Genomic DNA, 16,201 nt, shown 5'->3' with positions numbered 1-16,201 from the left:
ATACATCTTATTATTTATTTTAAATCCAGATAAATCTGCTCCAATAGATATCAGAGCAGATTGAAATTGACTTACAGAACCATGGCTGCAATCCAGCCAAAGATGATAAGCGGAATATTAAAATGAATGAAGGTTGGAACCACACTATCCTTCATATGGTCATGCTGACCATCCATATTCAGACCGGATGTTGGGCCTAGAGTTGAATCTGACGCTGGAGAGCCGGCATCGCCTAAAGCCGCCGCAGTCCCGATAATGGCAATGGTCGCAGCCGGGCTGAAACCAAACTGGATACACAGCGGAACATAAATAATCGCCAGAATGGGAATAGTCGAGAAAGACGAACCAATGCCCAATGTGATCAGCAAACCAATCAACAGCATCAGAAATGCGGCCAGTGCCTGACTATTACCAATCCAGTTCACTGACGCTTCAACCAAGGTTGGTACCTGATTAGTCGCTTCAATCACCGCGGCAAAGCCTTGTGCCGCAATCATGATAAAGCCAACTAGCGCCATCATGCGCATACCAGTAATGATCACATCATCCGCTTCTTTCCATTTAAAGATCCCGGCACAACTCAGGATCGCGACACCGACCAGACCAGCCAGAATCATCGAGTCTGAATAAAGCTGTACCGCCAATGTGGCAATAACTGCAAGACCTGCCATCCAGATGGTAAATTTGGCAATCTGCGGTTTAACCTGCTTAGCCACACCCAATTCAGCGGAAATACTTTGCTGTTCCTGGACATGAATATCTTGATATTGACGTGGTTTGCGATAGCTAATAAAGATCGCCACCAATAAGCCTACAAACATCCCGAATACTGGAATTGCCATCGCAGATGGAATCTGGTCATAGCTAATTTCAAATCCGTATGGCTTACCAAAGGTATTGATGTTATGACCCAGAATGTCATTCAGGAAGATTGCACCAAAACCGACTGGAATCAGCATATAGGTTCCCACCAGACCAAATGTCAGCAAACAGGCAATCAAACGACGGTCGAGCTTTAAATGGTTAAATACAGTCAATAATGGTGGAATCAGGACTGGAATAAAGGCGATATGTACCGGAATCACGTTCTGGGAAAATACCGCAGCAATGGCTACTGTAAAAAAGATCAGATATTTCACCCGGTTTTGTGCTTTAAAATCAGCCTCACCTTTTAAGGTGTTGATCATTTTATACGCCAACAAATCCGGCAAACCTGAACGTGCCAACGCCAAAGCAAATGCACCTAAAATACCGTAAGCCAAGGCAATTTTGGCACCGCCGCCCAAGCCATTGTTAAACGCGTCCAAGGTTCCCTGAAGGCCAAGACCTGCCAGTAAACCACCCGTAACAGCACCAATGACCAGGGCAAAAACCACAGGTACACGTGCCAATGAGAGTCCGAACATGACTCCAATAGCAGCAAGAATTGCGAACATAATGAATCGGAATAGAGAGAAAGCGGCTATTTTATCAGAAAATTCGGATAAAAATTCCGCCACTTTTCCTTTCAGCAGTCATGTTCAGTGCTGAGGCTGATTAAACGACTTCAGCAGATTGACGCTGAATAAAGTGATCAATTAATTGAGCCACTTGTTCTGGCTGGCTCAGAATTGCCCAGTGATTGGCGTCCAGTTCCACTTTAGAGAAATTATCGACCCATTTTGCCATCTCATCGACCAGATCAGGCCCGACAAACTGGTCATATTTCAGTACAATCGCTTGTACCGGACAGATGGCAAAGCGCTGCCGTGGTCGGGCCAAACGCGGTAAAAAATTGGCCCGATACAGGTTTACCCCATACTTGCCATCTTTGACGATCTTCGGGTTCAGCGGCAGATCGTCCCGTCTTTCTAATTGCCGGACAATCTTGGCCCAGCGCTGCGGATTAAAAAAATTCCAGGTCAAGGGGGCTAGTAAAGGCAACTGAAATACCGCGATATACCAGGACTTGCTCATTTGCTTTAAAAATTTTGCTTTGTCTTGATTGAACTGCTCGCGCATCCAGAAAGCAGCATGATCCAGACAAGGGCCAGACAGCGTACTATAAGACAGAATTCGGCCTTTGAATCTTAAATCTGTGACAGATTCCCAAGACTGAATTGAACCCCAGTCATGCGCTGCCAGATGAAAACCACGACTCGGCAATACCTTGCTCACTACCTCTTCCAGATCCTGACTTAAGCGTGCCAAGCGGTAATCCGAGATTTTTTGAGGAATACTGGACTCACCTGCGCCGCGCACATCGTAGCTCACAACAAAATAATCCTGACTCAAATAAGCAATGACTGGCTCCCAAACCGCTTGATGATCGGGGTAGCCATGAACCAGTACCAATGCCGGCCGTGTGGGCTGTCCGTAAGTTTTAACGCAAAGACGCTGCTGATCCGTGGTATCGACCCATTGCATTTCCATGTTTTGATCCTGTTGTTGTTATTGACCGCATAGTTTATAAATCGGAATAATTTATCAATGCCAGCGCATTTTTGTTGCTCTAGTATGCATAACTACACAAGAAAAAAGAATGTCAGCATGAGCCTATTCCAGAAAATTCAAAAACTGCCTTTGGTTTCAAAATTTATTCTGAACCGCTATGCCCCCTATCGTGGTGCAGGCATCGAAATTGATAAAATTGATTTTAATCATTATCACATTCGGGTCAAAATGCCACTGACCCGTAAAAACCAGAATATTGTCGGCGTCCATTTTGGTGGCAGCTTATATTCAATGGTCGATCCATTTTATATGCTCTTACTGATGCATCATTTAGGGCCGAAATATATCGTCTGGGATAAGGGCGCGAGTATCCAGTTTTTAGCACCGGGTCGCGGCACCGTCTTTGCTGATGTGCGCATCTCTGCTGAAGAAGTCAGTACTATTATTGACCTGGCTGCTGACTATGCACCGGTATATCGCCATTACCAGCTCAATATCTATGATGAGGCTGGCGTTCGAATTGCCGAAGTACAAAAAACGGTTTATATCCGGCGCAAACAAAGCAAAGGAAAAATTCAAAAAACTGGATAAGGTAAAAGCGCCACATGGGCGCTTTTAGATCTGAATCGATTTAAAGTCAGTGCAGACTTAACGACGGCGGTTATCCTGTTCGATCGCAGCACCTGCGCCACCACCGATTGCACCACCAATCGCAGCACCAGCATTCCCACCGAATATGCTTTTACCTACAGCTGAGCCTACAGCACCGCCGACACCACTATAGGTCGCATTACGGTTTGAGCCACCTTGGGACTTACTTCCTACGGCTGCGCCTGCACCACCACCGACTGCAGAACCAAGACCACCCCCGACACTATTACCTACACCACCACCGACTGCACCACCTAAGGCGGCAGCACCGATACGCTGCTCATTGGCAGACATACTTTCACAACCTGCCAGCATAAAGGTGGAGAGAGTTGCAACTGCCATCACACCCATTAATTTTTTCATGACTTTGGCCTTCCTTTTCATACTTTAATTTAGCTTATCTTCATTTTATAAAACTAAAACATGGAGCGTGTTACTTCTCTCGGTATTCCTGCTGAGTTTTGTAAGTATCAATGGATTATTCCGCTGTTTAGCCTTTAATTAGCTTTTAATTTTTATGTATTTAAGACAAAAAAAGACGCCCGAAGGCGTCTCTTTTTTAGCTTTAACTTGAATTAGAATTCTTCGTTAAATGCCTGACTTAAAGCTTGATCAACATCAGAGAAGTCATTGTGCAGTTCAAATTCTGCAGCTTCTGCTTCTTGACGACGACGCTCGAGATGGTAAGCCAAACCTGTACCCGCTGGGATCAGACGACCTACAACCACGTTTTCTTTCAGACCGCGTAAGTCATCTTCTTTACCTGTTACAGCCGCTTCAGTTAACACACGAGTTGTTTCCTGGAACGATGCAGCAGAGATGAACGAGTCAGTCGAAAGCGACGCTTTGGTAATACCCATCAACAGACGTTCAAACTTCGCAGGGAACTTGTTTTGTGCAAGAACTGCTTGGTTTTCTTGTACAACACGGATGTAATCCACTTGTTCGCCTTTGATGAAGCTGGTATCGCCACCATCAGTGATATCCACTTTACGCAGCATTTGACGTACGATGACTTCAATGTGCTTGTCGTTGATTTTTACACCTTGCAGACGGTATACGTCCTGAACTTCGTTCACGATGTAGTTGGTCAGCGCCACTTCACCTTTCAGACGTAAAATGTCATGCGGGTTCTGTGGGCCGTCAGAAATGGTTTCACCACGGTTCACATGTTCGCCTTCGAACACGTTAATGGTACGCCATTTCGGAATCAGCTCTTCGTAAATCTCAGAGCCATCATCCGGTGTAATCACCAGACGGTTCTTACCTTTGGTTTCTTTACCGAAGCTCACAATACCCGATACTTCTGCAAGGATTGCATGCTCTTTCGGCTTACGTGCTTCGAACAAGTCAGCTACACGCGGTAGACCACCGGTAATATCACGGGTACGTGAAGATTCTTGTGGTACACGACCAATAACGTCACCGACACCAATCGTTTCGCCATCACGGACAGAAAGAATAGTGTTTTGTGGCAAGAAGTAGAACTGTTCAGTGCCTTCAACTGTGTCTAACACTACAGCAGGACGCAAATCTTTACCTGACGCAGGACGTGAAGTCACTGGCAAGATTTCGATGGTTGACATACCTGTTGCATCATCAGTTTTCGAAGTCACGGTCACGCCATCAGCGATCTGGCTGAAACGCACTTTACCTGCAACTTCTGTTACCAATGGATGTGTATGCGGATCCCAAGTCGCCACGATACCGCCTGCTTCTACAGCTTCGCCATCTTTTAGCAAGATAGATGCACCGTAAGGCAGTTTATAGCGCTCGCGCTCACGACCTAAATCATCCGCAATACCGATCTCACCTGAACGTGAAGTCGATACCAAGTGACCTTTGGCATGTTGTACTGTTTTCACGTTGTGGAAACGCACTGTACCCTGGTTACGAACTTGTACGCTGTTTGCAGCAGACGTTCGGCTTGCAGCACCACCCACGTGGAAGGTACGCATAGTTAACTGTGTACCTGGTTCACCAATTGATTGAGCTGCCATGACACCAACAGACTCACCCGGGTTCACCTGATGACCACGCGCCAAGTCACGGCCGTAACATTTCGCACATACACCGAAAGTAGACGCACAGTTTACAACCGAACGTACTTTAATTTCGTCGACACCTTGGCTTTCGATAAACGTCGCCAGTTTCTCGTCAATTAAAGTATTACGTGGAAGCAGAACTTCGTCTGTACCGACACGTTTCACATCTTCAGCAACCACACGACCCAATACTCGTGCACCCAAGTTCTCGATGACATCGCCACCTTGAATGAATGGTGTCATTACTAGACCGTCGAAGGTGCCACAATCTGGCTCGGTAATCACCAAGTCTTGCGCAACGTCTACCAGACGACGCGTCAAGTAACCAGAGTTCGCAGTTTTCAGTGCTGTATCGGCCAAACCTTTACGCGCACCGTGTGTCGAGATGAAGTACTGGAGTACAGTCAAACCTTCACGGAAGTTCGCTTTAATTGGGGTCTCAATGATCGAGCCATCCGGCTTCGCCATCAAACCACGCATACCCGCCAACTGACGAATCTGAGCTGCCGAACCACGGGCACCCGAGTCAGACATCATGTAGATCGAGTTGAATGATTTTTGCTTCTCGTCTTCACCCTGTTTGTTTTTAACAGTCGTGAAAGACAAGTTGTCCATCATCGCTTTAGCAACCTGGTCATTGGTACGCGCCCAAATATCGACCACTTTGTTATAACGTTCGCCGGCAGTTACGAAACCTTGTTCGAACTGTTGTTCGATTTCACGAACTTCAGCTTCCGCTTTACCAATAATGACTTGTTTTTGCGGTGGAATAACCATGTCTTCCATACCGACAGATACACCTGAACGCGTCGCCTGACGGAAGCCTAGGTACATCAATTGGTCAGCGAAGATAACAGTATCTTTCAGACCCAATTTACGGTAGCAAGAGTTAATTAACTTAGAGATGTTTTTCTTGGTCATCTCAACGTTAATTTGCTGGAAATCCATACCTTCAGGCACAACTTCCCAAAGTAGGCAGCGACCAGGTGTGGTATCTACAATAATGGTTTGATGTTCACGGTTGCCATCTTCATCGATGACAGTCTGGTGTACACGTGCTTTAACGCGAGCGTGTAGATCAACCTGACCTGTTGCCAGTGCACGGTTTACTTCGTGAGTATCCGCGAACACCATGCCCTCACCTTTGGCATTGATTGCATCACGCGTGATGTAATACAAGCCCAAGACAACGTCCTGAGACGGCACGATGATTGGCTCACCGTTCGCTGGAGACAAGATGTTGTTGGTCGACATCATTAACGCACGCGCTTCTAACTGCGCTTCAAGTGTTAATGGTACGTGTACCGCCATTTGGTCACCATCGAAGTCGGCGTTAAACGCAGCACACACGAGCGGGTGTAGACGGATCGCCTTACCTTCAATCAGGATCGGTTCAAATGCTTGAAGACCTAGACGGTGAAGTGTTGGCGCACGGTTCAACATCACTGGATGTTGACGGATCACGTGAGCAAGAACGTCCCAAACTTCTGGCGTCTCGCGCTCAACCATTTTCTTCGCAGCTTTAATGGTGGTTGCTTGACCAGATGCTTGTAGTTTCGCGAAAATGAATGGCTTGAACAGTTCAAGTGCCATTTTCTTCGGAAGACCACATTGGTGCAAACGCAGGTTTGGACCAACGGTAATGACCGAACGACCTGAGTAATCGACACGTTTACCCAATAAGTTCTGACGGAAACGACCTTGCTTACCTTTGATCATATCTGCCAAAGATTTAAGCGGACGCTTGTTTGAACCGGTAATTGCACGACCACGACGACCGTTGTCTAACAATGCATCGACAGACTCTTGCAACATACGTTTTTCGTTACGTACGATGATGTCTGGCGCTGCAAGGTCAAGAAGACGCTTCAAACGGTTGTTACGGTTAATCACACGACGGTAAAGATCGTTCAAGTCAGAAGTCGCGAAACGACCACCTTCAAGTGGTACCAACGGACGAAGGTCTGGTGGCAGAACTGGAAGTACAGTCAACACCATCCATTCTGGCTTGTTGTTCGAATCGTTGAATGCTTCCATCAACTTCAAACGCTTAGAGGCTTTTTTCAGCTTGGTTTCTGAAGTTGTCACAGGAATTTCTTCACGAAGACGCGCAATTTCAGCTTCAAGATCGATGTCTTTCAACAAGTCTTGAACCGCTTCAGCACCCATTTTCGCTGTGAATTCATCACCGTGTTCTTCCAACGCATTGAAGTATTCTTCATCGTTCAGAAGCTGGTATTTCTCAAATGGTGTCATACCAGGATCGGTAACCACATAAGATTCGAAATACAATACGCGTTCGATATCACGTAGCGTCATGTCTAATAATAGACCGATACGGCTCGGCAATGATTTCAAGAACCAGATGTGTGCAACTGGAGAAGCTAGCTCGATGTGACCCATACGTTCACGACGAACTTTCGCAGTTGTCACTTCAACGCCACATTTTTCACAAATGACGCCTTTGTATTTCATACGCTTGTATTTACCACACAAGCATTCGTAATCTTTTACTGGACCAAAGATTTTGGCACAGAATAAACCATCACGTTCAGGTTTGAACGTACGATAGTTAATGGTTTCTGGCTTTTTAACTTCACCGTGAGACCATGACTTAATCATTTCTGGTGACGCAAGACCAATACGGATGCGGTCAAACTCTACAGGAGCATGACCGTCTGAATCCGTCTTTTTGCGCATGATATCGAGCAAGTCTTTCAATTTTTTTCTCCGTGTGTCGAGGAGATTTTCACTTCTCGACTGGGTCACAAATATTGTTTTTAACTGAATTGGGAATCCCAAGAATCCCCCTAAATCCCCCTTTATAAAGAGGGACTTTCCCCTCTTTCTTAAAGAGGTGAGAAGCACTGCTTCGCAAGGGAGATTCAATGGAACTAATTAGTCACCATTTTTCAGTTCAATGTTGATACCTAAAGAACGGATCTCTTTGGTCAATACGTTGAACGATTCAGGCATACCCGGGTCCATATAATGGTTACCATCTACAATATTCTTGTAGATACGGGTACGGCCTTCAACGTCATCCGATTTCACAGTCAGCATTTCTTGTAGCGTATATGCTGCACCGTAAGCTTCTAGTGCCCAGACTTCCATCTCACCGAAACGCTGACCACCGAATTGTGCTTTACCACCCAGCGGCTGTTGCGTGACTAGAGAATAAGAACCAGTTGAACGCGCATGCATCTTGTCATCAACTAAGTGGTTCAGTTTCAGCATGTACATATAACCTACAGTTACTGGACGGTCGAAACGCTCACCAGTACGACCATCATATAATACTGTCTGACCAGTACTTGATAGACCTGCAAGTTGTAACAATTCTTTGATCTGACCTTCTTCAGCACCATCGAATACAGGTGTTGCCAAAGGCACACCAGCACGCAAGTTACCAGAAAGTTTCAAGATTTCTTCATCAGTCAAGCTGTCAAGATCTTCTTGCTCGCCACCAACTTTGTTATAAATCTTGTCCAAGAAATCACGAAGCTCAAGTACAGTACGCTGTTCTTTCATCATCTTGTCGATTTGATCGCCAAGACCTTTGGCAGCCATACCTAAGTGAGTTTCAAGAATCTGACCCACGTTCATACGCGATGGTACGCCCAGCGGGTTCAGTACGATATCAACAGGTACACCATTGGCATCGTGTGGCATGTCTTCTACCGGCAAGATGTTTGATACAACACCCTTGTTACCGTGACGACCGGCCATCTTATCACCCGGCTGGATGCGACGTTTTACCGCAAGATAAACTTTAACTACTTTCAATACGCCAGTGGTCAGCTCATCGCCTGTAGAAAGTTTGCGTTTTTTCTCAGCAAATTTCTCGTCAATTTCGAAGCTCTTCTCTTTCAAGAACACTTGAATTTGCGTTAGACGTTCAGCGATTGCTTCATCAACCGGTTGAATTTCAAGAAGATCAACAAGCTCTAAACCAGACAACACGTCTTCAGACAGTTTGTCGCCACGTTTAGTGGTACCGCCACCATTCGACTCTTGGCCATTCAGTAGACGGATTACACGTTCACGTGCTGCTTCTTCAAAGATCTTGAACTCTTCTTTCAAGTCTTTACGGTAAGCATCAAGCTGAGCTTTTTCAATTGCTTGAGCACGTTCGTCTTTTTCAAGACCATCACGTGTAAACACTTGAACGTCAATCACAGTACCTTTGGTACCAGATGGAACGCGTAAAGATGAATCTTTAACGTCAGCTGCTTTTTCACCGAAGATTGCACGAAGCAATTTTTCTTCCGGCGTTAGCTGCGTTTCACCTTTAGGCGTCACTTTACCAACAAGAATATCACCTGCTGTTACTTCAGCACCGATGTAAACAATACCTGATTCATCAAGTTTAGAAAGCGCTGCTTCACCCACGTTCGGGATATCGGCCGTGATTTCTTCAGCACCAAGCTTAGTATCACGTGCTACACATGACAATTCCTGGATATGAATCGAGGTTAAACGGTCTTCTTGAAGTACACGCTCTGAAAGTAAGATCGAGTCTTCGTAGTTGTAACCGTTCCAGGTCATGAATGCGACGCGCATGTTTTGACCAAGCGCTAGCTCACCGCCATCAGTCGATGGACCATCGGCCAATACATCACCACGACCCACTTTATCGCCCAGGTTCACCAGAACTTTCTGGTTGATACAGGTGTTTTGGTTTGAACGGGTGTATTTGATCAGGTTATAGATATCTACACCTGCCTCACCTGCGATCATCTCTTCTTCGTTCACACGAATGACTACACGAGATGCATCAACAAACTCGATACGACCACCACGCTGAGCGATCACACATACACCAGAGTCATGTGCTACGTTCGCTTCCATACCCGTACCTACGAGTGGTTTGTCAGCGATTAACGTAGGAACAGCCTGACGTTGCATGTTTGAACCCATCAATGCACGGTTGGCATCATCGTGTTCAAGGAACGGAATCAGTGACGCAGCCACAGATACAACCTGCTGAGCAGATACATCCATATGCGTTACTTTTTCCGGTGGCATGCGTACGAAGTCACCTTGGTGACGTACAGATACAACTTCTTCTAATAAATTACCATCAGCATCTACTGCAGAATCGGCCTGAGCAATCACAGTACCCACTTCTTCAATCGCAGACAGGTATTCAATGTCCATGGTTACACGGCCATCAACTACTTTACGGTAAGGCGTTTCCAGGAAACCGAAGTTGTTCGCTTTAGCATATACAGAAAGCGAGTTGATCAAACCAATGTTTGGACCTTCCGGCGTTTCAATTGGACATACACGACCGTAATGCGTTTGATGTACGTCACGTACTTCAAAGCCCGCACGTTCACGCGTCAAACCACCGGGACCAAGTGCTGATACACGACGCTTGTGCGTGATTTCAGACAACGGGTTGTTTTGATCCATGAACTGAGACAACTGGCTTGAACCAAAGAATTCTTTGATTGCAGCAGCAACAGGCTTCGCATTGATTAGATCTTGCGGAGACAGGTTGTCTGTTTCAGCTTGAGATAAACGTTCTTTAACAGCACGTTCTACACGAACCAGACCGACACGGAATTGGTTTTCTGTCATTTCGCCCACAGAACGAACACGACGGTTACCCAAGTGATCGATATCGTCGACTTCACCTTTACCGTTACGGATTTCAACTAATGTTTTCAATACATCAGTGATATCTTCGTTCGAGAGAATACCTTCAACTTCACGCGACTTCTGGTCTGTACCCACTTCATAAGGACGACCCAAACGACGGTTGAACTTCATACGACCGACTGGAGACAAGTCATAACGCTCAGAAGAGAAGAACAGGTTATTGAACAGGTTCTCAGCTGCTTCTTTGGTTGGTGGCTCGCCCGGACGCATGACTTTGTAGATTTCGACCAATGCTTCTTCACGAGTGGTCGTAGTATCTGCACGTAGAGAATCTGCAACGAATGAACCACGGTCGATATCATTGGTGAACAGAACATTAAACTGCTTCACGCCGCCTTCTGCAATTTTCACCATGACTTCATGGCTCAATACGGTATTTGCAGCAATCACATCGCCATCTTTTAATGCGATGTCTTCAGCCGTGATACGCTCATACAAATACTCATCAGGCACTGCAAGTTTTTCAAGACCTGAAGCTTCCATTTGACGTACATGACGCGCGTTAATACGTTTACCTTGTTCAACGATTGCCTTGCCATCTTTATCCAAGATGTCAAATTGTGCCATTTCGCCGCGCAGACGTTCCGGCACCAAGTCAATTTGATAGCTACCCATGTCAAGATACACAGGGACTTTCTCGTAGAACATGTTGAGAATGTTTTCGTTGCTATAACCCAGCGCACGCAGCACCACAGTCGCAAGTAATTTACGACGACGGTCAATACGTACATAGACTAGGTCTTTGGCATCGAATTCAAAATCTAACCATGAACCACGGTAAGGAATGATACGCGCTGAATAAAGGACTTTACCACTTGAGTGAGTCTTACCTTTATCGTGGTCAAAGAATACGCCTGGTGAACGGTGTAATTGAGATACGATTACACGCTCGGTACCATTAATTACAAAGGTCCCGTTATCCGTCATCAATGGCATTTCGCCCATATAGACTTCTTGTTCACGTACGTCTTTAATTGACTTCGTTTCACGATCTTTCAGGATCAAACGAATTTTTACACGCATTGGTGCTGCATAAGTTGAGCCACGAAGAATACATTCGCGTACATCAAACTCAGGCTTACCAAGACTATACTCAACAAATTCTAAAGCAGCATTGCCAGAATAACTTTCTATAGGAAAAACTGAACGAAATGCGGCTTGGAGACCGATATCTTCGCGGTTTTTTGGTGATTTGCCACCTTGTAAGAACGTTCTGTACGAGTCGACTTGAATCGCGAGCAGGTACGGAGCATCCATAACGCTAGGCAATTTACCAAAATTCTTACGGATCCGTTTCTTTTCGGTATATGAGTATGCCATCTGGAGTCCTCGGAAAGTGTAAACCAAGCCCGCCTGCAGAACGGGCTCAGAAGGAATTACGCTGGCCGATATGGCCACCACTCTTTACAAATGCTGCAATTTTTAGTGGTATTAAAACGCTTATCAATATTTTTTTACTGAAAAATATTGGTAAACGTTTGTTCATTATGTTTATTTTTAATTTGTATGATTTTTATATCATGCAAACAAAAATCGAGCCGATTATTGTAACGCAAAAAGGCTGATGACCCAAGAGCCATCAGCCAATTTTTGGAGCTGATTATAAAAAAACCGGCTCCCTTAAGCTATTACTTAAGAGTAACTGTAGCACCAGCTTCTTCAAGTTTCTTCTTAAGTTCTTCGCCTTCTTCTTTAGAAACGCCTTCTTTAAGAACTGTAGGAGCGCTTTCAACCATGTCTTTAGCTTCTTTCAAGCCAAGGCCAGTTGCTTCACGAACTGCTTTAATTACAGCAACTTTGTTTGCGCCAAAAGAAGTCAATTCAACATTGAATTCAGATTGCTCTTCAGCAGCAGCAGCAGCAGGACCAGCAGCAACAGCTACAGCAGCAGCAGAAACGTTGAATTTCTCTTCGAAAGCAGAAATAAGTTCAACAAGTTCAAGAACAGTTTTTTCAGCAACTGCGTTTAGGATTTCTTCGTTTGTTAAAGCCATGAGATTAACTCCAAATGGGTATTGAATGATGTGTGTGTAAGTTTGAGCTTAAGCAGCTTCTGACTCGTTTTTCTCTTGAAGCGCTGTAAGTAAGCGGCCCAATTTCGAAATAGGAGCTTGAAGAACGTTTGCAAGCATAGTAAGCGCTTTTTCTTGGTTCGGAAGATTCGCGATAACGCTAACTTCTTCGCCTTGATAAAGTTTGCCATCAAATGCAGCAGCTTTAAGTTCAAATGCTTTATTAGTTTTAGCGAATTCTTCGAACAAACGTGCAGCAGCACCCATGTCGTCTTCAGAAGTCGAGAAAGCTAAGATTGTTGGGCCAACAAGGTTGTCGTTCAAGATATTGAATTGAGTATCTTGAAGAGCGCGTTTAGCCAAAGTGTTACGCACGATACGTGTGTGAACACCTAGTTTACGAGCTTCAACGCGAAGAGCAGTTAATTGCTCAACAGTTAAACCTTGATAGTCAGCAACAACAGCAGCAAATGCAGTAGAAGCAACTTCAGTTACTTCAGCTACGATCTGTTTTTTGCCTTCGATAAGAAGAGCCATTGTAAAACCTCCTAACGGTGATTTATGTACTTACGCGAAGTACACTCCCAATTCGTTAATCCATCACTGGACTAACACGCGGAGGATGAACAAATCACACCACCGCGTCTACGCAGGCTGGACGATTAAGAGCGAAGCATAAAACTCCCCTCGCCCGCGGTCTTTGACGCTGATAAATTTTCATTTATCAATTCAAAGTTTGCCTAAGTTTGCAAAATACGACGGAGCGTTTCTTGCGTAAGTTTTAAAGCAGTGCTTTAAAACTTACTCAGGGCTTTAAAATTCTGTATAAGTCGAGACTTATTTAGAAACGTTTGCTACATCAACGATCAAACCAGGACCCATAGTTGAGCTCAAAGTGATCTTTTGAATGTATACGCCTTTAGAAGTCGCAGGTTTCAAACGTTTCAAGTCAGCAACGAGTGCTTCAACGTTTGAACGAACAGCTTCAGCAGTGAAACCTACTTGACCGATCGCAGCGTGGATAATACCCGCTTTGTCTACGCGATAACGTGCTTGACCAGCTTTTGCATTTTTAACTGCAGTTGCTACATCAGGAGTTACCGTACCCACTTTAGGGTTTGGCATTAAGCCACGTGGACCAAGGATCGTACCAAGTTTACCTACAACGCGCATTGCATCTGGAGCAGCAATTACAACGTCAAAGTCAAGGTTACCCGCTTGGATGCTTTCAGCAAGATCATCGAAACCAACAACGTCTGCGCCTTCAGCTTTAGCAGCTTCAGCAGCAGCGCCTTGAGCGAATACAGCTACACGTACAGTTTTACCCGTACCTGCAGGAAGTGTAGTCGCGCCACGAACAACTTGGTCAGATTTACGAGGATCAACACCTAGGTTTACCGCGATATCCAAAGATTCTTTGAATTTAGGAGCTGGAAGGCTCTCTAAAACTGCAACAGCTTCTTCTAGCGTGTAAACTTTGTGCGCTTCTACAGCAGCTACGATCGCTTTTTGACGTTTAGTTAATTTAGCCATGTCTTAAAGCTCCACTTCCAAGCCCATAGAACGCGCAGAACCAGCAATGGTACGTACACGTGCGTCTAAATCAGCACCAGTCAAATCTGGTTCTTTAGTAGTCGCGATTTCTTCGATTTGAGCACGAGTCAACTTACCAACTTTAGTTTTGTTAGGTACAGCTGAACCCTTCTGGATACCAGCAGCTTTCTTAAGAAGAACAGCAGCAGGTGGAGTTTTCATGATGAATGTGAACGACTTGTCGTTGTACACAGTGATCACGACTGGAATTGGTAGACCAGCTTCAACTTTTTGTGTCGCAGCATTGAATTCTTTACAGAATGCCATGATGTTCACACCACGTTGACCTAGTGCAGGACCAATCGGTGGAGATGGATTCGCTTTACCAGCTGGAACTTGCAGCTTGATATAGCCGTCAATCTTCTTAGCCATTTCAAATTACCTCTGGGTGCAAACGCCGGTGAAGGCTCCCCAATGATTTCAAGTAACGATACCGTTACAACAACAATGCCTGATTTGCACGCAAATCAGGCGTTTTCAACCCAAACCAATTAAACTGATTTTTCGACTTGACGAAATTCCAGTTCAACTTGAGTTGGACGGTTAAATACATTAATGGTCAACGTCAAACGTGACTTTTCGTACTGAACTTCTTCCACCACACCTTTAAAGTCTGTGAATGGACCGTCAACTACGAGTAATTCTTCGCCTGGTTCAAACATCGTCTTAGGACGAGGTGCTTCACCAGTATTGCGTACACGCGCAAGAATCGCATCGGCTTCTTTTTGCGTAATTGGCGCCGGTTTTTCCGCCGTACCACCAATAAAGCCTAAAACTTTCGGACATTCTTTAACAATGTGCCAAGTGTCGTCATTCATTTCCATTTCGACTAGAACATAGCCAGGAAAGAACTTGCGCTCTGATTTACGTTTCTTGCCATCCTTCATTTCTACCACTTCTTCGGTAGGAACCAGGACTTCACCAAAGCTATCGGCAACAGCGCTACGCTGGATTCGATCATTAAGCGAACGCATTACTTGTTTTTCATAACCTGAATAGGCATGAATAATGTACCAACGTTTCATAGCTCTCTTACCCGATAATAAACTTGATTAACCAGCCTAAAATATAATCGAAACACCATAAAACAATGGAGGTAATTACGACTACAACAAGAACTTGCCAAGATGTGGACACAGTCTCTTGCTTGGTAGGCCAGGTCACTCGACGGAGCTCGATTCGTGCATCTTTCAGCAGACGAATAAAGCCTTTGCCTTGATGGGTGGCGTATAATAAACCGAATGCTGCAACGATACAAGCCAAAATCACCCCAACACGCACCCAAATATCATTCGCAGGGGCCCAGTATGCTGGTAAATATTGGTTTACCATCATTGCACCAACCAATAAAATCAAGGCGATAATCCATAGAACCATGTCTAATGGAGAACCAGAACTTACATCTACTGCAGGATTATTTCTTTGAGGAATTGCCGCTTCGCCTAATGCGTCGCGTGATTTTTCATTCGACATTTTTGTACTCGTCGTAGGTTTCGCGACTTATTATATGACCAATTTTGCCGACATCAAGCGTCTTTTTCAAAACTTGGCAGGTCAGGAGGGACTCGAACCCCCAACATTCGGTTTTGGAGACCGACGCTCTACCAATTGAACTACTGACCTGCAAAATAACAAGTTGGAGCCGAAACCCCAACCCGTTTATCTTATTCTATGATTATGCAGTTACTTTAGCAACTACACCAGCACCCACTGTACGACCACCTTCACGGATCGCAAAACGTAGACCTGGGTCCATTGCGATTGGGTGGATTAGCTCTACTGACATCTCAACGTTGTCAC

At 45.1% G+C, this 16,201-nt stretch carries 13 protein-coding genes, 1 tRNA gene and 1 pseudogene; 2 read left to right on the top strand and 13 right to left on the bottom strand.

Features of this window, described 5'->3' with window-relative positions:
• Positions 1-71: 71 nt before the first annotated feature.
• Positions 72-1,436 (bottom strand): Na+/H+ antiporter family protein, encoded by a 1,365-nt coding sequence (locus FTU95_RS12970; RefSeq protein ID WP_180078708.1) that lies wholly within the window; start codon positions 1,434-1,436, stop codon positions 72-74.
• Between the two features lie 100 nt (positions 1,437-1,536).
• The gene (locus FTU95_RS12965; RefSeq protein ID WP_180078707.1) at positions 1,537-2,412 is read right to left on the bottom strand and encodes an alpha/beta fold hydrolase; all 876 of its coding nucleotides are present in this window, start codon (positions 2,410-2,412) and stop codon (positions 1,537-1,539) included.
• Between the two features lie 117 nt (positions 2,413-2,529).
• On the opposite strand from FTU95_RS12965, the gene FTU95_RS12960 reads away from it, so the two are divergent.
• Complete coding sequence (locus FTU95_RS12960) at positions 2,530-3,024, top strand: DUF4442 domain-containing protein (protein WP_205668332.1); 495 nt, start codon at positions 2,530-2,532, stop codon at positions 3,022-3,024.
• Between the two features lie 57 nt (positions 3,025-3,081).
• On the opposite strand, the gene FTU95_RS12955 is transcribed toward FTU95_RS12960, so the two are convergent.
• The 3 genes from FTU95_RS12955 to rpoB form a co-directional block, all read right to left on the bottom strand.
• Complete coding sequence (locus tag FTU95_RS12955) at positions 3,082-3,447, bottom strand: hypothetical protein (RefSeq protein ID WP_005095281.1); 366 nt, start codon at positions 3,445-3,447, stop codon at positions 3,082-3,084.
• A gap of 212 nt (positions 3,448-3,659) precedes the next feature.
• Positions 3,660-7,850, bottom strand: coding sequence for a DNA-directed RNA polymerase subunit beta' (gene rpoC, locus FTU95_RS12950; protein ID WP_005095279.1), 4,191 nt, complete (start codon positions 7,848-7,850; stop codon positions 3,660-3,662).
• A gap of 177 nt (positions 7,851-8,027) precedes the next feature.
• On the bottom strand, positions 8,028-12,116 hold the full coding sequence (rpoB, locus tag FTU95_RS12945; protein ID WP_180078705.1) for a DNA-directed RNA polymerase subunit beta: 4,089 nt from the start codon (positions 12,114-12,116) through the stop codon (positions 8,028-8,030).
• Between rpoB and FTU95_RS12940 the strand changes: the two genes are divergently transcribed.
• Entirely contained in the window at positions 12,104-12,361 is a 258-nt protein-coding gene (locus FTU95_RS12940) for a hypothetical protein (protein ID WP_171294238.1), read from the top strand. The two genes, rpoB and FTU95_RS12940, sit on opposite strands and share 13 nt — an antisense overlap.
• Before the next feature lie 63 nt (positions 12,362-12,424).
• On the opposite strand, the gene rplL is transcribed toward FTU95_RS12940, so the two are convergent.
• From rplL to FTU95_RS12900, 8 genes and pseudogenes are all read right to left on the bottom strand, one after another.
• The gene (gene rplL / locus FTU95_RS12935) at positions 12,425-12,790 is read right to left on the bottom strand and encodes a 50S ribosomal protein L7/L12 (protein WP_005095274.1); all 366 of its coding nucleotides are present in this window, start codon (positions 12,788-12,790) and stop codon (positions 12,425-12,427) included.
• Between the two features lie 48 nt (positions 12,791-12,838).
• The gene (gene rplJ, locus FTU95_RS12930) at positions 12,839-13,345 is read right to left on the bottom strand and encodes a 50S ribosomal protein L10 (protein WP_005095272.1); all 507 of its coding nucleotides are present in this window, start codon (positions 13,343-13,345) and stop codon (positions 12,839-12,841) included.
• A gap of 300 nt (positions 13,346-13,645) precedes the next feature.
• Positions 13,646-14,341, bottom strand: a complete 696-nt coding sequence (gene rplA, locus FTU95_RS12925) for a 50S ribosomal protein L1 (RefSeq protein ID WP_005095271.1) — start codon at positions 14,339-14,341, stop codon at positions 13,646-13,648.
• A 3-nt stretch (positions 14,342-14,344) separates the two neighbouring features.
• Entirely contained in the window at positions 14,345-14,773 is a 429-nt protein-coding gene (gene rplK / locus FTU95_RS12920) for a 50S ribosomal protein L11 (RefSeq protein ID WP_004278614.1), read from the bottom strand.
• 119 nt (positions 14,774-14,892) lie between these two features.
• Positions 14,893-15,426 carry a transcription termination/antitermination protein NusG gene (gene nusG / locus FTU95_RS12915; RefSeq protein ID WP_004278615.1) on the bottom strand — a complete coding sequence of 178 codons (534 nt, stop codon included), beginning with the start codon at positions 15,424-15,426 and terminating at the stop codon, positions 14,893-14,895.
• Between the two features lie 7 nt (positions 15,427-15,433).
• A complete protein-coding gene (secE, locus tag FTU95_RS12910; RefSeq protein WP_180078703.1) occupies positions 15,434-15,874 on the bottom strand; it encodes a preprotein translocase subunit SecE in 441 nt (146 codons plus the stop codon).
• 74 nt (positions 15,875-15,948) lie between these two features.
• Positions 15,949-16,024: transfer RNA gene (locus tag FTU95_RS12905), tRNA-Trp, on the bottom strand.
• A gap of 52 nt (positions 16,025-16,076) precedes the next feature.
• Positions 16,077-16,201, bottom strand: a pseudogene (locus FTU95_RS12900) (elongation factor Tu); the annotation flags it as partial.

This window comes from Acinetobacter sp. YH12208, from assembly GCF_013418055.1.
Classification (GTDB): Bacteria; Pseudomonadota; Gammaproteobacteria; order Pseudomonadales; family Moraxellaceae; genus Acinetobacter; species Acinetobacter pseudolwoffii.
Note: the sequence above shows the minus strand (reverse complement) of the source record. Positions and strands in the feature narration are given on the sequence as shown.